Origin of the sequence: Thermus sp. (genome assembly GCF_037444525.1) — a bacterium.
In the GTDB taxonomy this organism is placed as follows: domain Bacteria; phylum Deinococcota; class Deinococci; order Deinococcales; family Thermaceae; genus Thermus.
In genome coordinates, this window is sequence record NZ_JBBIMD010000046.1 from 1 (window position 1) to 17,781 (window position 17,781).

Annotated in this window: 16 protein-coding genes and 1 pseudogene; 8 read left to right on the forward strand and 9 right to left on the reverse strand. The window is 68.8% G+C overall.

The window, feature by feature from the left end:
* Positions 1–196: 196 nt before the first annotated feature.
* Complete coding sequence (locus WKI94_RS08290; protein WP_337845291.1) at positions 197–1,900, forward strand: hypothetical protein; 1,704 nt, start codon at positions 197–199, stop codon at positions 1,898–1,900.
* On the opposite strand, the gene WKI94_RS08295 is transcribed toward WKI94_RS08290, so the two are convergent.
* From WKI94_RS08295 to rlmB, 5 genes are read right to left on the reverse strand one after another with little or no spacing between them, the layout of a single operon-like run.
* Positions 1,835–2,050 carry a DUF2905 domain-containing protein gene (locus WKI94_RS08295; RefSeq protein ID WP_337845292.1) on the reverse strand — a complete coding sequence of 72 codons (216 nt, stop codon included), beginning with the start codon at positions 2,048–2,050 and terminating at the stop codon, positions 1,835–1,837. The genes WKI94_RS08290 and WKI94_RS08295 overlap by 66 nt on opposite strands.
* The gene (locus WKI94_RS08300) at positions 2,037–2,942 is read right to left on the reverse strand and encodes a glucokinase (protein WP_337845293.1); all 906 of its coding nucleotides are present in this window, start codon (positions 2,940–2,942) and stop codon (positions 2,037–2,039) included. Before WKI94_RS08300 ends, WKI94_RS08295 begins: the two co-directional genes overlap by 14 nt.
* The gene (locus tag WKI94_RS08305) at positions 2,939–3,175 is read right to left on the reverse strand and encodes a hypothetical protein (RefSeq protein WP_337845294.1); all 237 of its coding nucleotides are present in this window, start codon (positions 3,173–3,175) and stop codon (positions 2,939–2,941) included. The genes WKI94_RS08300 and WKI94_RS08305 overlap by 4 nt, the downstream gene beginning before the upstream one ends.
* A complete protein-coding gene (locus WKI94_RS08310) occupies positions 3,160–4,230 on the reverse strand; it encodes a M20/M25/M40 family metallo-hydrolase (protein WP_337845295.1) in 1,071 nt (356 codons plus the stop codon). The genes WKI94_RS08305 and WKI94_RS08310 overlap by 16 nt, the downstream gene beginning before the upstream one ends.
* Positions 4,231–4,234: 4 nt before the next feature.
* Positions 4,235–4,951, reverse strand: coding sequence for a 23S rRNA (guanosine(2251)-2'-O)-methyltransferase RlmB (gene rlmB / locus WKI94_RS08315; RefSeq protein WP_337845296.1), 717 nt, complete (start codon positions 4,949–4,951; stop codon positions 4,235–4,237).
* A 46-nt stretch (positions 4,952–4,997) separates the two neighbouring features.
* Between rlmB and WKI94_RS08320 the strand changes: the two genes are divergently transcribed.
* The 4 genes and pseudogenes from WKI94_RS08320 (at position 4,998) to WKI94_RS08335 (ending at position 7,051) form a co-directional block, all read left to right on the forward strand.
* The gene (locus WKI94_RS08320; protein WP_337845297.1) at positions 4,998–5,432 is read left to right on the forward strand and encodes a universal stress protein; all 435 of its coding nucleotides are present in this window, start codon (positions 4,998–5,000) and stop codon (positions 5,430–5,432) included.
* A pseudogene (locus tag WKI94_RS08325) lies at positions 5,433–5,949 on the forward strand (LOG family protein). It abuts the gene before it with no gap.
* Positions 5,946–6,308, forward strand: coding sequence for a hypothetical protein (locus WKI94_RS08330; protein WP_337845298.1), 363 nt, complete (start codon positions 5,946–5,948; stop codon positions 6,306–6,308). Before WKI94_RS08325 ends, WKI94_RS08330 begins: the two are co-directional and overlap by 4 nt.
* On the forward strand, positions 6,305–7,051 hold the full coding sequence (locus tag WKI94_RS08335; RefSeq protein ID WP_337845299.1) for an HAD family hydrolase: 747 nt from the start codon (positions 6,305–6,307) through the stop codon (positions 7,049–7,051). The genes WKI94_RS08330 and WKI94_RS08335 overlap by 4 nt, the downstream gene beginning before the upstream one ends.
* Here the strand turns inward: WKI94_RS08335 and ruvA are convergent.
* Positions 7,035–7,604, reverse strand: coding sequence for a Holliday junction branch migration protein RuvA (gene ruvA, locus WKI94_RS08340; RefSeq protein ID WP_337845300.1), 570 nt, complete (start codon positions 7,602–7,604; stop codon positions 7,035–7,037). The two genes, WKI94_RS08335 and ruvA, sit on opposite strands and share 17 nt — an antisense overlap.
* On the reverse strand, positions 7,601–8,365 hold the full coding sequence (locus WKI94_RS08345) for an enoyl-CoA hydratase-related protein (protein ID WP_337845301.1): 765 nt from the start codon (positions 8,363–8,365) through the stop codon (positions 7,601–7,603). The genes ruvA and WKI94_RS08345 overlap by 4 nt, the downstream gene beginning before the upstream one ends.
* Before the next feature lie 78 nt (positions 8,366–8,443).
* On the opposite strand from WKI94_RS08345, the gene WKI94_RS08350 reads away from it, so the two are divergent.
* Genes WKI94_RS08350 through lpdA form a run of 3 tightly spaced genes read left to right on the forward strand, consistent with a single transcriptional unit; the run spans position 8,444 to position 13,687 of the window.
* Positions 8,444–11,122 carry a 2-oxoglutarate dehydrogenase E1 component gene (locus WKI94_RS08350; RefSeq protein ID WP_337845302.1) on the forward strand — a complete coding sequence of 893 codons (2,679 nt, stop codon included), beginning with the start codon at positions 8,444–8,446 and terminating at the stop codon, positions 11,120–11,122.
* An 11-nt stretch (positions 11,123–11,133) separates the two neighbouring features.
* Positions 11,134–12,318, forward strand: a complete 1,185-nt coding sequence (gene odhB / locus WKI94_RS08355) for a 2-oxoglutarate dehydrogenase complex dihydrolipoyllysine-residue succinyltransferase (RefSeq protein ID WP_337845303.1) — start codon at positions 11,134–11,136, stop codon at positions 12,316–12,318.
* Position 12,319: 1 nt separating this feature from the next.
* Positions 12,320–13,687: a dihydrolipoyl dehydrogenase gene (lpdA, locus tag WKI94_RS08360; protein ID WP_337845304.1), complete on the forward strand. Its 1,368-nt coding sequence runs from the start codon at positions 12,320–12,322 to the stop codon at positions 13,685–13,687.
* Between the two features lie 52 nt (positions 13,688–13,739).
* Here lpdA and WKI94_RS08365 read toward each other — a convergent pair whose 3' ends face one another.
* Together WKI94_RS08365 and WKI94_RS08370 are read right to left on the reverse strand one after the other, a co-directional pair.
* On the reverse strand, positions 13,740–15,803 hold the full coding sequence (locus WKI94_RS08365) for a S8 family serine peptidase (RefSeq protein ID WP_337845305.1): 2,064 nt from the start codon (positions 15,801–15,803) through the stop codon (positions 13,740–13,742).
* A gap of 4 nt (positions 15,804–15,807) precedes the next feature.
* Positions 15,808–17,529, reverse strand: a complete 1,722-nt coding sequence (locus WKI94_RS08370) for a carboxypeptidase-like regulatory domain-containing protein (protein ID WP_337845306.1) — start codon at positions 17,527–17,529, stop codon at positions 15,808–15,810.
* Between the last annotated feature and the right edge of the window lie 252 nt (positions 17,530–17,781).

Sequence of the window (17,781 nt, forward strand, 5' to 3'; positions counted from 1 at the left end):
TTTGCGGGAGCTCCATGTCCTCAGGCTTTGGCCCCCGGGGGGAGGAGGGGGGGATGGGTGTTTATGCACGGTATGCGGGAGGTGCAAGTTTTGAGTAAAGGGACGTTACCCGGCCGTTACCAAGGTTCGGCCCCTTGGGGACAGGGCAGGCCTTACGTGGTAAGCTGGGAGGGAAGGCCGTAACGCCTTTTTATGCATGGATAACCCCCCCCTTTACACCCTGCCCCTTTTCGGCCCACCCCAGCTTTTAAAGCGGGGTCGGTCGGTGAAAGTCCCCCTAAAGGGCCTGGCCCTGCTCTACTACCTGGCCCTGGAAGGCCCCACGAGCCGGGCTCTCCTGGCGGACCTCCTTTACGGCCACGCCCAGGGCCTGAACAACCTGCGGGTGGAGCTTCACCGCCTAAAGGAAGCCCTGGGCCGCCCCCTTTTCCCCGAGGGGCAGGACCCCTTGGCCCTTCCGGGCTGGATCGCCCTGGAAGCCCAGGGGGAGGGGGAGATCCTGGAGGGCCTCGAGGCCCTTCCCGGCCTTTCGGACTGGGTGCTGGAGCGCCGCTTCACCCCACCCGCCCCACCCCCGGACCGGGCGGGGCTCCTGAAGGAGCTCATCCTCCTCCGCCCCCCAGCCCTCCTGGTCCTTTTGGGCTCCCAGGCCTCGGGGCGGAAAGAACTGGCCCAGGCCCTGGCGGAAGCCTTGGGCTTGCCCTTCCACCTGGGCATGGGACAGGGGGGGCTGCGCTACCTGGAGGCCCCCTTTCCCCCAGGGGCCGAGGCCATCCTGAAGGACCACAAGACCTTTTACGTCCTGGGGGTGGACCCCGGGGAAGACCCCCGCTTCCTCCTGGAACTCCGGGCCCACTACCCAGCAGAAAGGATGCGGGTGGTGCCCCTAAAGCCCCTTTCCTTCGGGGAGGCCTGGCAAGGCGTCCTCAGGGGGCTTCCCTTCCACGAGGCCGGGCGGATCTACCTGGAGGGGGGCGGGGAGCCCGAGGCCATGCGGGAACTCCTCCAGGCCCCTGGCCTTCCCCAGCGCACCCTGGCCCAGCTCAAGCTCCGGGCCCGCTACCTGAGCCAGCCTGCGCGGGAGGCCCTGGAGCGGCTTTCCATCCAGCCCGGACCCATCCCCCAGGCCCTCCTCCAGGCCCTGGAGGCCCTGCCTCACCTGGAGGAGCTCGAGCGGAAGGGCTGGCTTTTCCACCGGGAAGGGTGGCGCTTCACCCGGGAGTGGGAGCGGCGCCTCCTCTACCGCACCCTCCCCCCGGGCCAGCGGGCCAAGCTCCACGCCCTGGCCGCCCTGGCCCTGGCTCTGGCGGGGCTTCCCCTTCTGGAGCTCTACCACCGGCAGCAGGGCGGCGGGGAGGTGAAGGACCTCCTTCCCCTTCTGCCCAAGGAGGCCCGGCTGGCCCTGGCCCCCGGACCCCCTCCACCCGAGGGCCGGGTGGGGCTAGGCCCCGAGCAAGCCCTCTGCCCCGAGGGGGAGAAGGGCCTCGAGGCCGACGGGGAGGGTTGGGTGGCCTCCCTGTTGGAGCCGGGGGAAACCGCCCTGCTGGACCTCGGCCTCCTGGAAGCAGGGGTGCTGGTCCTCTCCGGCCAGGCGGCCTTCCTGGAGCCAGGCCCCAGGCTCAGGCTCCAAACCCCCCGCGCCCAGGCCCTTCTCTCGGTGGGGGCGGAGGCGACCTTTGAGGGGGGGCTTTTCCTCCTTCCCCTCCTTCCCACCTTCCTCCACCGCTTCCTCCTCCCCCGGGGGTGGGTGCGCCTTTGGGTGGAAGGCCCCGGGGTGGTGGCCTTCCGCCTAAAGCTCCACCGCCCCCGCCCCGGGCCCCTCCCCGCCTACCCCCTAGCGGCGGCCCAGGAGGTAGAGGAGAAGGGAGAGGATCAGGGAAAGGAGGAGGGAGGAGGCTAGGGGAATGTACACCCTCACCCCCTCCCTTTCTATGCGGATGTCCCCTGGCAGGTGGCCGAACCAGGCGAAGAGCTTGGGGAAGGAGAGGAGGATAAGCCCAAGCAGGGCCAGGAAAAGCCCCAAGGCCAGGAGGGCCTTACCGAGCTCCATCCCCCTCAAGATACGCGGTAAGGGCCGCCCCCAAAAGCCCTGCCCGGCCACCCAAGAGGGCCTTCCTGAGAGGGGGGACCTCCCAGCCCTGGAGATAATGGCGGTAGGCCCCTTCCAAGGCCCGCCAGTACCCCTCAGGGGCGTTCAGGGCCACCCCTCCGCCCACCACCACCGCCCCCGGGTCAAAGGCCTTCACCAGGCTGGCCAAGCCCAGACCCACGTACCGGGCCGCCTGGAGGAGGATGCGCTCCGCCTTGGCCTCCCCCGCCTTGTAGCGGCGGAAGAGCTCGCGGGTGTCCACCGGAGCCTGGTAGGCGTAGCCCGCCTCCCGCTCCAGGGCCCGGCCCGCGGCCAGGGCCTCGAGGCAGCCCTCGAGGCCGCACCCGCAGACCGGCCCCCCCGGGAGCAGGGTGATGTGGCCGAGCTCCCCCCCCTGCCCCCGCACCCCCCTTAGGACCCGCCCCCCCAGGACCACCCCACCCCCGATCCCCGTGGACACGGTGAGGTAAAGGGAGCTCTCCTCCCCCCGGGCCGCCCCCAGGTGGTGCTCGGCGAGGGCCGCGGCGTTGGCGTCGTTCTCCAGGTGGACGGGGCGGCCAAGCCTTTCCCTGAGGAGGTCCCGGATGGGGAAGTCCTTAAGGCCCGGAATATTGGGGGTAAAGCGGATGAGGCCCCGTTGGAAGTCCAAGGGCCCCGGGGTGCCAAGCCCCACCGCCTCCGCCCGCACCCCGGCCTCGGCCTCCGCCCTAAGGGCGGCCTCCGCCAGGGCCTCCACCACCCGCACCCCCCCCTCCTTGGGGGTGGGGAGGACCACCTCGGAAAGGAGCCTTTCCCCGTCAAATGCCCCAGCGGCGATCTTGGTCCCCCCCAGGTCCAGCCCCACCACCGTCATGGGAGCCCCTCCTCCAAAAGGGCCTCCGCCTGCCCCAAAAGCCCCTCGGGCACCCAAAGGGTCACGTCCCCCATGTAGGTGCCCAGGTAGCTCTCAGGGAGGTCGGAAAAGGGGGTTTCCAGGAGGACGGGGATGCCCCCGGCCTCGAGCCGCGCCTTGAGCCCCTCGGCCACGGGCCTAGGGGCGGTAAGGAGTTTGCGGTAAGGGGTTCCGACCACTACGCGGCGTTCCATAAGGCCTCCACTAGGCGGACATAGGCCTCCGCGGCCTCCTCCACCGCCCTCAAGGGGATGTGCTCCCTAGGGGTATGGGCCAGGGCCGGGTCCCCGGGGCCTAGGCCCAGAACCGGGGCCTGGGCCCCCAGGTAGGGGGCGTCGGTGGTGAAGGGCCAAAGCCCTGCCTCCTCCTGGCCCAGGGCCTTAAGGGCCACAAGGAGGAGGGGATGGTCCTCAGCCAGGCGGTAGGGGGGCCAGAGGGCGGGGAGGACCAGGCGCACCTCCCCCGAGGCCCGCTCCTCCTCGGGGATGTACACCGAGGCCGGGCCCAGGGCCTGGAGGCGGGGGAGGAGGGCCTGGGGGTCGGCCTCGGGCTCGTAGCGCACGTCCAGGTAGAGGCGCACCACCCCTGGGGTCTGGTTGCGGGCCCCGGGGTAGGCCGCCACCCCCGTGGGGGTGAGCTTGAGCCCCGGGGGAAGGGGGAAGTCCCTCAGGGCCAAGAGGTAGTCCGCCAGGTCAAAGAGGGGGTTTTCCGGGCCCGCGAGGGCGGCGTGGGCCTCTTCCCCCTCAAAATCTACCCAGATCTCCGCCCGCCCCCTGTGCCCCCGCATGAGCCACCCCAAGGAGGGCTCCCCCAGGATGAAGGCCAAGGGGGAAAGCCTCCCTGCGGCGAAGCGGCTCCCCAGGCCCCCCACCTCCTCCTGCACCGTGGCCAGGAAGCGCACCCGCCCCTTGAGGGGCCTTTCCTGGAGGGCCTTCAGGGCCAGGAGCATGGCCACCAAGGCCCCCTTCATGTCCACCGCCCCCCGGCCCCAAAGGGCCTCCCCCACCACGGCCCCCTGGGGGTGGGGCCAGTGGAGGGGGTCCCCCACGGGAACCACGTCCATGTGCCCGGTGAGGACCACCTCGGGCTCCTTCTCCCCAAGGAGGGCCTCCACGTTCCCCGCCTCGTCCAAGTGGGCCTCGAGGCCCAGGCCCTTCAGGGCCTCAAGGAGGAGGCCCGCCACCTCTCCCTCCCCCCCGGAAAGGCTTTCCACCTGCACCAGGCGGGCGAGGAGCCGCACCCAGTCCATGGGCCTATCCTACACCCCGGGCCTGGCCCACCCCGTAGAGGGCGATGCCCAAGGCCACCCCCACGTTCAGGGACTCCGCCTCGGGGCGGATGGGGATGCGGAAAAGCTCGTCGCAGCTTTCCCGCACCAGCCGCCGCATCCCCTCCCCTTCGGACCCCGCCACCAGGACCAGGGGCCGGGCCAGGTCCAGCGCCTTTAAGGTCTTCTCCCCTCCCACATCCAGGCCGTAAACCCAAAGGCCCCGCTCCTTGAGGGCGGAAAGGGCCCGGGGCAGGTTCTTTACCCGGACAATGGGCAGCCTAAAGGCCGCCCCCGCGCTGGCCTTTAGGGCCAGGGGGGAAAGGGGAGCCGAACGCCTTTCCTCCGAGACCACCCCGTGGGCCCCTAGGGCCAAGGCGGTGCGCAGGATGGCCCCGTAGTTCCGGGGGTCGGTGACCCCGTCCAGGGCCACCAAAAGGGGCACCTCCCTCCGGGCCTCGGCAAAGCCCAAGGCCTCCTCCAAGGAAGCGTAGCGGGGCTCCTCCACCTCCGCGGCCACCCCCTGGTGGTGGGTGGTCTTGAGGAGCATGTCCAGCTCAATCCGGGGAACCAGGGTGTACTCCGCCCCCAGGCGGGCAAGCTCCCTAAGGAGCCAGCCCTCCACCCCCTTGGCCACCAGGACCCGCCGCACCCGGCCCTCCTTTAGGGCCTCGAGGACCGGGTTCCGCCCGTAGATCCACATGCCCCCCAGTCTACGCCTTGAGGTATGATGCCCTTAGGAGGAAGCCATGTATCAGAGGATCCTCATGCCCATTGACGGCAGTCCCTGCAGCTTCCAGGCCGTGGAGCACGGCCTAGGGCTCGCCAAGACCCTGGGGGCTAAGGTCCACTTCCTCTACGTCCTGGAAAACCCCGCCCAGGCCATCTGGATTGCGCCAGAAAGCGTCCCCTACGGCCTAGAGCTCCTGGAGGACCTGAAGCGGGCGGGGGAGGAGGCCCTGAAGAAGGCCCAGGCCCTGGCGGCGGAAAAGGGGGTGGAGGCCACGGCGGAGCTCAAGGAGGGGGTGCCCATCCCCACCATCGTGGAGGCGGCCCAGGGGTTTGACCTCCTGGTCATGGGCACCCACGGGCGCACGGGGCTGGACAAGCTCCTCCTGGGCTCGGTAACGGAAGGGGTCCTCCACCGGGTTTCCGTGCCCGTCCTGGTGGTGCGCTGCCGCTAGATGCGCCTCGTCAGCGCCTTCGCCTCCTCAAGGCTCAGGCCGGAAGACCCCCTTTACGAGCGGCTCGTCCGCTACGGCGAGGTCCTGGCGGAGGAGGGGTTTGGCCTGGCCTGCGGGGGCTACCAGGGGGGGATGGAGGCCCTGGCCCGGGGGGGTGAAGGCCAAGGGGGGGCTGGTGGTGGGGGTCACCGCCCCCGCCCTCTTTCCCGAGCGGAAGGGGACCAACGCCCATGTGGACCTGGAACTCCCCGCGGCCACCCTACCCCAAAGGATCGCCCGGCTTCTGGACCTGGGCCAGGGCTACCTGGCCTTCCCTGGGGGGGTGGGAACCCTGGCGGAGCTCACCCTGGCCTGGAACCTCCTCTACCTGAGGCGGGGCCTGGGGCGGCCTTTAGGGGTGGACCCCTACTGGCTTTCCCTCCTAAGGCCCCACGGGGAGATCGCCCCGGAGGACCTGGCCCTCCTCAAACCCATCCGGGACGAGGAAGACCTCCGCGCCTTCCTGAGAAGCCTATGACGGAAACCGTGGTGGTGCAGGTGCCCGAGATCGGCGAGGCGGTGGGCTTCTACCAGGCCCTGGGCCTGGCCCTGGAGGAGCTTCTGCCCAAGGAAGCCCTCCTCGCCCCCAAGGAAGGCCCCCTCCTCCTCCTGAGGCCAGGGGCGGGGGGCGTGGAGGCCGGCCCCCCCAGGCCTCGGCCCGAGGGGGAGGGGTTTGCCCGGCTTAGGGTGGAGGAGGGGCGGCTTATCTTCCTGGTGGAAAGCCTGGAGCACGAAAAGGTCCGCCTTTCCAAGTACGGCCTCCCCTTCCAGGAGGCCCCAGGCCAGCTCCTCCTCTTTGACCCCGGGGGGAACCCCGTTTTGGTGCGGGAAGGATGAGGCTCTGGGTCCTAGACCTGGACGACACCCTCCTCCAGGACCACGCGGTAAGCCAGGAGGTCCTGGAGGCCCTGGGGGAGGAGGCGGGGGTGAAGGGCCTTTTCCCCGCGGTGAAGGAAGAAGCGGAGGCCCTTTTCCGACAAAGCCCCTTCCACCCTTGGGCGGAGGCCATGGGCCACTCCGCCCTGGAGGCCCTTTGGGCCCGCTACAGCACCCCGGGCCTCGAGGCCCTGGCGGCCTGGGCCCCTGGCTTCCGGAAGGCGGTCTTCGCCCGGGCCCTAAAGGCCCTAGGGGGCCCCGTGGAGCGGGCGGAGGTCCTGGCGGAGGCCTTCTTCCAAAGGAGGCGGCGCTACCCCCTCTTCCCGGAGACGGAGGCCTTCCTAGGGGCCCTAAGGGCGCGGGGGGCCCACCTCGTCCTCCTCACCAACGGCGTCCCCGACCTCCAGCGGGAAAAGCTGGTGGGGGCGGGGCTTCAGGAAGCCTTTGACCTCGTCCTGGTCTCGGGGGAGATCGGCCTCGGCAAGCCCGACCCAAGACCCTTCCGGATGGCCCTTTGCGCCTTCGGGGTGGGGCCGGAGGAGGCGGTCATGGTGGGGGACAACCCCGAGCGGGACATCCAGGGGGCCTTGAGGGCGGGGCTTAGGGCGGTCTGGGTGGACCGGGGGCACAGGCCCCCCGATCCCCGGTTTCCCCCCCACCAAAGGGTGAGGAACCTCCTGGAGGCCCTCAGCGGAGCTTTTTGAGGGCCTCCTTGATGAGGTCCTGGGCCTTGGCGGAAGGGGCCTTGGAAAGGGCCTCCAGCACCGCCGCCCGGGCTGCTCCCTCGCGGAAGCCCAAAGCCAGGAGGGCGAGGACCGCCTCCTCCACCGCCACCCCCTGGGCCGCGGGGGCCGAGGGGGGAAGGACCTTCCCCTTGAGCTCCAGGGCGATCCTCTCGGCGAGCCGCTTCCCCACCCCGCTGGCGGAGGCGAGGAGCTTCACGTCCCCTTCCGCCAGGGCCTGGGCCAAAAGCCTCGGCCCCAGGGCGGAGAGGAGGGCCAGGGCTACCTTGGGCCCCACCCCGGAGACGGAGAGGAGAAGCCCGAAGAGGCGGTGGCTTTCCCCGTCGGGGAAGGCGTAGAGGAAAAGCCCCTCCTCCCGGGAAAGGAGGTGGGTGTGGACAGCAACCTCCTCCCCCTCCCTCACCTCCCGCAGGAAGGGCTCGGGGGCCTGGAGGTAAAACCCCACCCCCCCCACCTCCAACACAAACCCCCCCTCCTCCTTGAAGAGGACCTTGCCCCTGAGGAAGCGGATCATCGGCCCTGGAAGCGTGGCGGGCGCTTCTCCCTAAAGGCCCGCACCCCCTCCTCGTGGTCCAGGGTGCGCCCCGCCTCCCCTTGGAGGATGGCCTCGAGGTCCAAGGCCTCCTCCAGGGAGAGCCGGAAGCTTTCCAGGAGGAGCTTCTTGGTGAGGCCAAGAGCCCGGGTGGGGCCCTCTGCGAGCCCCTGGGCAAGCCTAAGGGCCTCCTCCAGGAGGCGCTCCGCGGGCACCAGCCGGTGGACCAGGCCCAAGGCCAAGGCCTCCTCCGCGGAGATCCTGGGGGAGAGGTAAAGGAGCTCCTGGGCCTTGGCAAGCCCCACCAGGCGGGGCAAGAGGAAGCTTAGGCCCGAGTCCGGCACCAGGCCGATGCGCACGAAGGCGGTGGAGAAGGTGGCCCCTATGGCGGCAAGGCGCAGGTCCCCCCAAAGGGCAAGGCTCATCCCCGCCCCCGCGGCCGCCCCGTTCACCGCCACCACCACGGGCTTCTCCAGGGTGGCCAGGGCTCGGACCACCCGGTTGTAACGCCGGAGGTGTCCCTCGTAGTCGGGCTTCTCCTCCCCAAACTCCCCGAGGTCCTGCCCCGCCGAGAAGGCCCGCCCCGCCCCCGTGAGGAGGAGGGCCCGCACCGCGCCGTCCTCCCGGGCCTCCTCCAGGGCGGCGTAGAGCTCGTCCAGGAGGGCCCCCGTGAGGGCGTTCAGCCTCTCAGGCCGGTTCAGGGTGAGGAGGAGAACCCCCTCGTGCCGCGCTTTCTCCACCATGCCCCCATTGTAAAGGGGTAGGGCGCCTACACCGGTTTTGGTGTAGTTTAGTGAAGGGGTATGACCCCGGGAGGCAAGATGGAGCTCACGCTGGAAAGCCAAGGCTACCTGGAGGCCCTGTACCGGGCCTATCTGGAGGACCCCTTCGCCCTTCCCGAGGAGTGGCGGCGGTACTTCTCTAGCCTCACCCTGGAAGACGGCCGACGAAGAGAAGCCCCCTCCCCCACCCTGGCCCCGGAGGAGGGGGCCTTCCTCCTCAAGGTGGCCCGGCTGGCCGAGGCCTACCGCAGCCTGGGCCACCTGGCGGCCGGGATTGACCCCTTGGGGCGGCCCAGGCCCAGGCCCAAGGCCCTAAGCCTCGAGGCCCATGGCCTGGGCCCCGCCGACCTGGACCGCCCCCTCCCCCCCACCTTCGGCGCCCCCACCCTAAGGGCCCTCTTGGCAAGGCTGGAGGCGGCCTACCTGGGCCCCGTGGGGGTAGAGCTCGCCCACGTGGAGCCCGAGGAGGCGGCCTGGCTCCGGGAGGCCCTGGAGGCCCCCTGGCCCAAGCCCGACCCCGAGACCCGGCGCCGCATGCTCCAGGCTCTCCTCCAAGCAAGCCTCTTTGAGGAGTTTTTGCAGAAGAAGTACCTGGGGGCCAAGACCTTCAGCGTGGAGGGCCTGGAGGGTCTCATCCCCCTCCTGAAGGAAGCCATTTGGGAGGCGGCCCGGCTTGGGGTGCGGGAGGTGGTCCTGGGCATGGCCCACCGGGGCCGGCTCAACGTCCTGGCCCACGTGGCGGGCAAGCCCTTTGAGCGCATCTTCCGCGAGTTTGAGGAGATCTTCCCCGAGGGCTACGCGGGGGATGTGAAGTACCACCTGGGCTTCTCCTCCGACCAGGAAACCCCCTTTGGCCCGGTGCACGTCTCCTTGGCCTTTAACCCCAGCCACCTGGAGTTCGTGAACCCCGTGACCCTAGGGAGGCTTAGGGCCAAGCAGGACCGCTTTGGGGACCGCGAAAGGAAGAGGGGCCTCGCCATCCTGGTGCACGGGGACTCGGCCTTCATCGGGGAGGGGATCGTCCAGGAAACCCTGAACCTCTCCGGCCTCCCCGGCTACCGGGTGGGGGGGACCCTCCACGTGGTGGCCAATAACCAGCTGGGCTTCACCACCACCCCAGAGGAGTACACCTCCAGCCGCTACCCCACGGACATCGCCAAGATGGTGGGGGCCCCCATCTTCCACGTGAACGCCGAGGCCCTGGACGCCCTCTGGTTCATTCTGAGGCTCGCCCTGGCCTACCGCCAGCGCTTCGGCAAGGATGTGATCCTGGACCTGGTGGGCTACCGCCGCCGGGGGCACAACGAGACGGACGAGCCCACCTTTACCCAGGCCCCCATGTACGCCCTCATCGTCAAGAAGCCCGCGCCCTGGCAGGTCTACGCGGAGGCCTTGAAGGGGGAAGGGGTGGTGACGGAGGAGGAGCTTAAGGCCTTAAAGGAAGCGTACCTGGAGCGCCTCGAGGCGGAGTTTGCCCGGGTGAAGGCCGAGCCCGGCCCCGTGGTCCCCCATGGGCTTTCCGGCATCTGGAAGGGCTACGTGGGCGGGCCCGACCGCCTGGTCCCCGAGGTGGACACGGGGGTGCCCAAGGAGACCCTAAAGGGCCTCCTACGGCGCCTTGCCACCCTCCCCGAGGGCTTCCGCCTCCACCCCAAGCTCAAGCGCTTCCTCGAGGCCCGGCTGGAGATGGCCGAGGAGAAGCGCCCCCTGGACTGGGCCACGGCGGAGGCCCTGGCCTTCGCCAGCCTGGCGGTGGAGGGGCATAGGGTGCGCCTCACGGGCCAGGACGCCCTAAGGGGCACCTTCACCCAGCGCCACGCGGCCCTCTTTGATTACGAGACCGGCGCCCCCTACATTCCCCTCCAGCACCTCAAGGAGGGCCAGGCGGAGGTGGAGATATGGAACTCCCCCCTCTCCGAAGCCGGGGTTTTGGGCTTTGAGTACGGGTACAGCCTGGACTACCCCGAGGGCCTCATCCTCTGGGAGGCCCAGTTTGGGGACTTCGTCAACGTGGCCCAGGTCTACATAGACCAGTTCCTGGCCAGCGCGGAGGCCAAGTGGAACCGGCTTTCCGGCCTGGTCCTCCTCCTGCCCCACGGCCTCGAGGGCCAAGGCCCCGAGCACTCCTCCGCCCGCCTGGAGCGCTTCCTCCAGCTTGGGGCCCAGGACAACCTCCAGGTGGCCTACCCCACCACCCCCGCCCAGTACTTCCACCTCCTCCGCCGCCAGGTGAAGCGCCCCCTGCGCAAGCCCCTCGTGGTCATGACCCCTAAGGGCCTCCTCCGCCACCCCGAGGCGGTCTCCCCCCTGGAGGAGCTGGCGGGGGGCCGTTTCCAAAAGGTCATCGGGGAGCGGGTGAAGGGGGCGAGGAAAGTCCTCCTCACCTCGGGAAAGGTCTACTACGAGCTCCTCGCCAAGCGCCGGGAACTCGGGGCAGAGGACGTGGCCATCCTCCGCCTGGAACTCCTCTACCCCTTCCCGGAGGAGGGGCTTAAGGAGGCCCTCGCCCCGTACCCCAAAAAGACCCCCGTGGTCTTTGTCCAGGAGGAGCCGGTGAACCAAGGGGCCTGGTGGTACCTCTCCGCCCGTTTCTGCGGGGAGATCTTCGGCCACCCCTTCCGGGTGGTGGCCCGGCCCGAGTCCCCAAGCCCCGCGGTGGGCTCCTCCAAGGTGCACAAGAAGGAACAGGAAGCCCTCCTGGAAGAGGCTTTTAAGTAAGGAGGTCTTAGGTGAAAGAACTCGTGGTGCCCTCCGTGGGCGAGTCCATCGTGGAAGTGGAGATCGGCGCTTGGCTCAAACAGGAAGGGGAGGCCATCGGGCAGGACGAGCCCCTGGTGGAGCTCATCACCGACAAGGCCACCCTGGAGCTTCCCGCCCCCTTCGCGGGCACCCTGCGGCAGATCCTGAAGCGCACCGGGGAGACGGCCCGGGTGGGGGAGGCCATCGCCCTCCTGGAGGAGGGGGTGGAGGCCCAGCCCGCGCCCAGGGAGAAGGCCCCGAAGGCGGAAGGCCCCCTGGCCATGCCCGCGGCGGAAAGGCTCATGGCGGAAAAGGGCGTGCCCCCCGAGGCGGTGGCCGGCACGGGCCTCGGCGGGCGGATCCTGAAGGAGGACGTGCTCCGCCACCTGGAAAGCGCCCCCAAGCCCGAACCCGCCCCGCCCCCCGTCCAGACCCCCCCACCCCCTCCGGCCCCCGCGCCCGCGGACCGGCCCTGGCGGGTGGACGAGGCGGTGCCCATGACCCCCTTGCGCCGCCGCATCGCGGAAAGGCTCCTCCAGGCCCGCCAGACCACGGCCATGCTCACCACCTTCAACGAGGCGGACATGTCCGCGGTCATCGCCCTACGGAAGGAACTGGGGGAGGCCTTCCAGAAGAAGCACGGGGTGAAGCTCGGCTTCATGAGCTTCTTCGTCAAGGCTGTGGTCCAGGCCCTGAAGGAGATCCCCGAGCTCAACGCGGAGATCCGGGACGGGTACATCGTCTACCACCGCTACTACGACATCGGCATCGCCGTAGGGGGGGGCGAGGGCCTGGTGGTGCCTGTCCTAAGGGATGCGGACCGGCTCTCCTTCGCGGAGATTGAAAAGCAGATCGCAGACTTCGCCGAGCGGGCCCGCACCAAGAAGCTCAAGCCTGAAGAGCTCATGGGGGGGACCTTCACCATCACCAACGGGGGGATTTACGGCTCCTTAAACTCCACCCCCCTCCTGAACCCGCCCCAGGTGGGCATCCTGGGCATGCACGCCATCCAGGAGCGCCCTGTGGCCAGGGACGGGCAGGTGGTCATCAGGCCCATGATGTACCTGGCCCTCTCCTACGACCACCGCATCGTGGACGGCCGGGAGGCGGTGACCTTCCTGCGCCGGGTGAAGGAGCTCATTGAGAACCCGGTGCGGCTCCTTCTGGAGGTGTAAGGTGTACGACCTCCTGGTGATCGGGGCCGGCCCCGGGGGGTACGTGGCGGCCATCCGGGCGGCGCAGCTCGGGATGAAGGTGGGGGTGGTGGAGAAGGAGAAGGCCCTGGGGGGCACCTGCCTAAGGGTGGGGTGCATCCCCTCCAAGGCCCTCCTGGAAACCACGGAGCGCATCTACGAGGTGAAGAAGGGCCTCCTTGGGCTCAAGGTGGAGGGCTTTAGCCTGGACCTCGAGGCCCTTCTGGCCCACAAGGACAAGGTGGTCCAGGCCAACACCCAGGGGATTGAGTTCCTCTTCAAGAAAAACGGCATCGCCCGCCACCAGGGCACCGCCCGCTTCCTCTCCGAGAGGAAGGTGGAGGTGGTGGAGACGGGGGAGGTCCTGGAGGGGCGGTACATCCTCATCGCCACGGGGAGCGCCCCCCTCATTCCCCCCTGGGCGGAGGTGGACGGCGAGCGGGTGGTGACCTCCACCGAGGCCCTAAGCTTCCCCGAGGTGCCACAGCGCCTCATCGTGGTGGGGGGCGGGGTGATCGGCCTGGAGCTTGGGGTGGTCTGGCACCGGCTTGGAGCGAAGGTCACCGTGCTGGAGTACATGGACCGCATCCTCCCCACCATGGACGCGGAGCTTTCCCGGGCGGCGGAACGGGTCTTCAAGAAGGAAGGCCTCGAGGTCCGCACCGGGGTGCGGGTAACCCGCGTGGCCCCCGAGGGGAAGGGAGCCCGGGTGGAGCTTGCGGGGGGCGAGGTCCTGGAGGCGGACCGGGTCCTTGTGGCCGTGGGGCGGAGGCCCTACACGGAGGGGCTTGGCCTCGAGGCCATTGGGCTTGCCACGGACGAGCGGGGCCGCATCCCCGTGGACGAGCACCTGAGGACCAGGGTTCCCCACATCTACGCCATCGGGGACGTGGTCCGGGGGCCCATGCTGGCCCACAAGGCCAGCGAGGAGGGCATCGCCGCGGTGGAGCACATGGCCACGGGGGTGGGGCATGTGGACCACCTGGCCATCCCCAGCGTGGTCTACACCCACCCCGAGGTGGCGGGGGTGGGGTACACGGAGGAGGAGCTCAAGGCCCAGGGCATCCCTTACAAGGTGGGCAGGTTCCCCTACTCCGCCTCGGGCCGGGCCCGGGCCATGGGGGAGACGGAAGGCTTCGTCAAGGTCCTGGCCCACCGGGACACGGACCGCATCCTGGGGGTCCACGGGATCGGGGCCCGGGTGGGGGACGTGCTGGCGGAGGCCGCCCTCGCCCTCTTCTTCAAGGCCAGCGCCGAGGACTTGGGCCGCGCCCCCCACGCCCACCCCTCCCTTTCGGAGATCCTGAAGGAGGCCGCCCTGGGGGCGTGGGAAAGGCCGATCCACCTGTAAACCCCAAGGTAAAAACCCCGGGGGCTCCCCCCGGGGTTGCGCCTTTCGGGCGCTAGGGCACCTGCTGGAGCTCGAGGCGGTACTTGTTGAAGGGGTTGTTGTCCTCTCCGCCCTGGGCGATGGTGTAGCTCGTCACCACCAGGTAGTACGTCCCGCCCGCGGGCAGGGTAAAGGCGATTTCGGAATCCGTGATCTGCCCGCTCACCAGGTCGTTGTTCTCGGCCAGCACGTTACCGCTCCCATCCAAGAGGTAGAGGTAAGAATCCAAGGTGCCCCCCAGGCTGGAGCGGGCATGTACCCGGGCCCGGATCTGATCCCCCGCGTTGCCGGTGAAGGTGAAGAAATCGTAATCCTGGGGCTGGCCGAAGATGTAGGCCACCTGGGTGGTCCGGCCGTAGGCCATGGGCGTGGCCTGGGCTAGGGTGTCGTTGGGCTCGTAGGGGTCCGTGGGGTTGAGGTTCACCTCTGTGGCCGCTAGGCGTACCAGCTGGTAATCGGGTTGCTCCGCACTGGAACCAGGGGTGGCCACCAGAACCCCCACGAAGGTTCCCCGCTCCTCGGGCAAGCCCCCGGTCAGGGCCAGGTCGGCCCCCGCCACGTAGATCTCGTAGGTGCCAGGGGCGATCTCGTAGAACCAGGCCTCCCCGCCCGCGTCCGTCTTGGCCCAGTACATGGGGGTGGCATCCGTGGGATCCCCAGGACGGAAGCCCTGGCCCCGGAGGATCACATCCGCGAAGAGGCCCGGGAAGGTGCCGCGCTCATTCTGGTACTCCACCTTCACCCGCACCACCGAGCCCTTCTGGGGCAGGGCGCTGCACCCCTGGGCCAGGAGCTCGGCCAGGTTGCGGGCGTTCAGATGGCCCCAGCCCTTCTCCCGGGTGAAGCTCCTTTCCCAGGTGGTGGTCTCCAGGGCCCGGCGAACCTGGTAGGGGGTGGCCCCGGGGCAGGCGGCCTTCACCAGGGCCGCGGCCGCAGCGGTGTAGGGACCGGAGAAAGAGGTGCCGGAGATCAGGCCGTACCCGCCCCCCAGCCAGGTGGGGTTGGCCAGGAGGACATCCAGGCCGGGCGCGGCGCTGGAGATGTGGCGGCCGTAGGTGGAGAAGTCCGTCTTGTTCCGGTTGCCGTCCGCGGCGGCGGAGGCGATGACGCCGGGGTAGCCCGCGGGGGTGCTTATCTCGTCCTTGTAGGAGTTCCCGGCGCTGGCCACCACCACCACCCCGTTGGCCAGGGCGTAGTCAAAGGCCTCCTTGACCAGGCTCCCGTACCCCAGGCCACCCCAGGAGTTGTTGAGCACCTGGGCCCCCCGGTTCACCGCCCAGACCACTCCCCGGGCCACGTAGAAGTCCCCCACGTAGTCCGGCTGGAAGATGGCCACGGGGAGGAACTTGCTCTTGGGAGCCAGGCCGGCAATCCCCTGGCCGTCCTTGGGCGCGCTCACGGTGGAAGCCACAAAGGTGCCGTGGTAGGTGTCCGCTAGGGCCCCCAGGCCCTGGATGAAGGCCAGCCAATCCTGGGCGGAGGTGTAGGTGGTATCGGTCACCGGGTCGTAGGCCTTCCCCGCCCAGTTGGCCGCCAGGTCGGGGTGGGTGACGTCGGCGGGATCGTCGATGATGGCCACCGTCACCCCTTCACCCATGAAGCCCCGGTTCCAAGCCCCCTTGGCGTCCAGGTGCCGGGGGTCCAGGGCGTACTGGGACAGCTCGTCCAGGATCTGGTCCGGAGGGTTGCCCAAGGGCGCAAGCCCCCCGCTACCCCCAAGCCGCTCCACAGGGTCGTCCTTGGGGGCCTGAGCCATGGCGAAGTGGGGTTCGGCGTAACGGAGGCCGGGAAGACCCTTAAGGGCCCGGCTGGCCTTCAAAGCATCCCCAGAGACCTGGAGCAAGGCGGCCTTGAGCTCAGGAATCCGGGCGATCTCCTTGGCGTTCAGCCTGCGGATGGCCTCCTGAAGCGCCTCTTCCTCCTGGTAGGCCACCACCACCTGGTCACGAACGTAGGTCACCCCTTCGCGGGAAGCCAGCTCCGGGGCCTGGGCTGGCCCTTGGGGGGCCCGAACCGTAGGCTGGTTACAAGCCCCGAGAAGGGCCGCCAGGCCAAGGATCAAAAGCCACTTCCTCATCGTCTCACTCCCCCGTGGTGAACTCAAAGACCTGGGTCCCGGGACGGCTCAAGCGGATGAAGGAGGTGGAGTTGGGCCAGGTCTGGATGCTGTAGGCGGAGATCCGGTTCTCGCCAGGGTTGTACTTGTAGGCGTAGCTCACGTAGAGCTGCCAGGCGTAGGTTCTGAGGGCCTGGAGCTCTGGCAGGGAAGCAAAGCCATCAAAGTTGTAAGGCAGGGTCACGGTACCCTGGGCCACGTCCACAGGCACCGCGTTGGGGCGGCTGGGGTTCAGAAGCCCTGCGGTGTCGGTGTAGACGGTGAAGGTACTCCCCGGGAAGCCATACACCAGCGCCTCGCCCTGGGGAATCCCGTTCCCCTCATTCTCGGTACCGAACTCCACAAGAAGAGGCCCGCCGCCCAGGGTCTGCCAGGTCACGTTATCTCCCGTAAGGGTGTCCCAGAGGACGAGGTTATAGGCTGCCCCGTCCGCCCCTATGCTGAGCTGCGGGTGCCCGATGACGAAGTCTGGGGTCTTGGACACGCCCTGGGCCTCGTCCAAAGGAGCCATTAGGGGGGCGAAGAAGGGCGGCAGGGGCGTGGTGGAGCTGGGTGCGCTCTCCGCCCGGTTGGCCCCCCGGGCCACCACCCGGTAGAGGTAGGTCTGGCCCGGGGTGAGGTCTGGGGAGGCATCCCGGAAGTAGAAGGGGCGGTTGAAGGCGTTGGTGGAGCAGCTAGCGCTCCTGGCCCCGCCCACCGTGCCCACTCGGGTCCAGTTCTGGCCGTCTTGGGAGCGCTCTATGTCAAAGGCGAAGGGCACGGCCGTATCCGTGTAGCACCAGCGCACCTCCACGTAGAGGTTGCTCCCCTCGGGTGCGGCCAGGGGCATCTCCCCCACCTGGCCCTTGCCCAGGGGCACGGTGAGGGAAAGGGGGGCCTTAACGCTGTAGAAGCCCACGGCCTGGGTCAGGGTGATGGCCGTGGCCGCCACCTGGGTGGGGGCGCTCACCGTGTTGCCCTGCGCGGTGGAAGTGTTGACGAAGGTAAGGGGGAGGATGTAGTGGCTCCGGTTGTTGTTGAAGTCGTAGGCCACCACCTCCAGATACACCTCTTCACCATCCACGTCTCCAAATCCCGCCACCTGGGAACCAGAAAGGGTCTGGTTATCGGTGTCCTCGGTGTCGGTGAAGAGACGCCGGCTGGAGGTGGCCGTCTGGGTGAGGAAGGCTGAACCCGGTGTACGTCCCAAGGCTACGTAGATGTAGCGCATGGGCTTGACGTAGTCCTTGGAGGTGTCCACCTGGACCCGGAAGGGGATGGCGTCGGTGAAGGTCCCCCCCGCTAGGGGATCGGTGCCGTTTTGGGTGATGATCAGGGTGGGAGGGGTGGTGGAGGCGCTCCGGTCAAAAGCCGGCTTCTGGATCACGGTGATGCGGTCCATGGCCGGCACAGGGATCCCCTCCACCACGCTCCCCGCCATGCCAGGCTTTTGGGCCTCGAGGCGGTAGACCCCCTCGGGAAGCCGATCAAAGGCAAAGCGCCCCTCCACATCGGAGGTGGTCGTGCGCACCAGGGTGCCCTGGAGGTAAAGGCGCAAGGTCGCGCCTTTTACCGGGGCCCCGGCCCCCTCGCTCACCACCATCCCGCTTAGAACATGGTCACCCGGTGGAAGCGCGCTCCCCGGACCCGGACATGCCGTCAGGAGCAAGGCCAACCCCATCAAAAGGGGCAAAAACGCCTTCCTCATAGAAGAACCCCCCTATAAAAGCTAGGATAGCCCTTGACCATTGCTAGACCTCCCTTCTTCGGCATCTTCGCCAACGGCTTTTTACCCCAAATACACCTTTCCCTTCAAGGATCTAGGGTCGGCTCTGTGCTCGGACAAACACATGTGAGACTGCCCCAACTAAAATGTGGGGACCACTCCAACATGAAGGAGGTCCCCACGAATGCAGCTTACCACCATCGGCCAGGAGATGTGGAAGGGAGCCCGGCTGGC

Excerpts from the sequence above, each read along its gene's own strand:
- WKI94_RS08310 (WP_337845295.1), bottom strand. The coding sequence starts at position 4,230 with ATGGACTGGGTGCGGCTCCTCGCCCGCCTGGTGCAGGTGGAAAGCCTT.
- WKI94_RS08345 (WP_337845301.1), bottom strand. The coding sequence starts at position 8,365 with ATGGTGGAGAAAGCGCGGCACGAGGGGGTTCTCCTCCTCACCCTGAAC.
- WKI94_RS08365 (WP_337845305.1), bottom strand. The coding sequence starts at position 15,803 with ATGAGGAAGTGGCTTTTGATCCTTGGCCTGGCGGCCCTTCTCGGGGCT.
- ruvA (WP_337845300.1), bottom strand. The coding sequence starts at position 7,604 with ATGATCCGCTTCCTCAGGGGCAAGGTCCTCTTCAAGGAGGAGGGGGGG.
- WKI94_RS08350 (WP_337845302.1), top strand. The coding sequence starts at position 8,444 with ATGGAGCTCACGCTGGAAAGCCAAGGCTACCTGGAGGCCCTGTACCGG.
- WKI94_RS08300 (WP_337845293.1), bottom strand. The coding sequence starts at position 2,942 with ATGACGGTGGTGGGGCTGGACCTGGGGGGGACCAAGATCGCCGCTGGG.
- WKI94_RS08370 (WP_337845306.1), bottom strand. The coding sequence starts at position 17,529 with ATGAGGAAGGCGTTTTTGCCCCTTTTGATGGGGTTGGCCTTGCTCCTG.
- rlmB (WP_337845296.1), bottom strand. The coding sequence starts at position 4,951 with ATGTGGATCTACGGGCGGAACCCGGTCCTCGAGGCCCTAAAGGAGGGC.
- WKI94_RS08290 (WP_337845291.1), top strand. The coding sequence starts at position 197 with ATGGATAACCCCCCCCTTTACACCCTGCCCCTTTTCGGCCCACCCCAG.
- WKI94_RS08335 (WP_337845299.1), top strand. The coding sequence starts at position 6,305 with ATGAGGCTCTGGGTCCTAGACCTGGACGACACCCTCCTCCAGGACCAC.
- WKI94_RS08305 (WP_337845294.1), bottom strand. The coding sequence starts at position 3,175 with ATGGAACGCCGCGTAGTGGTCGGAACCCCTTACCGCAAACTCCTTACC.
- WKI94_RS08330 (WP_337845298.1), top strand. The coding sequence starts at position 5,946 with ATGACGGAAACCGTGGTGGTGCAGGTGCCCGAGATCGGCGAGGCGGTG.
- WKI94_RS08295 (WP_337845292.1), bottom strand. The coding sequence starts at position 2,050 with ATGGAGCTCGGTAAGGCCCTCCTGGCCTTGGGGCTTTTCCTGGCCCTG.
- WKI94_RS08320 (WP_337845297.1), top strand. The coding sequence starts at position 4,998 with ATGTATCAGAGGATCCTCATGCCCATTGACGGCAGTCCCTGCAGCTTC.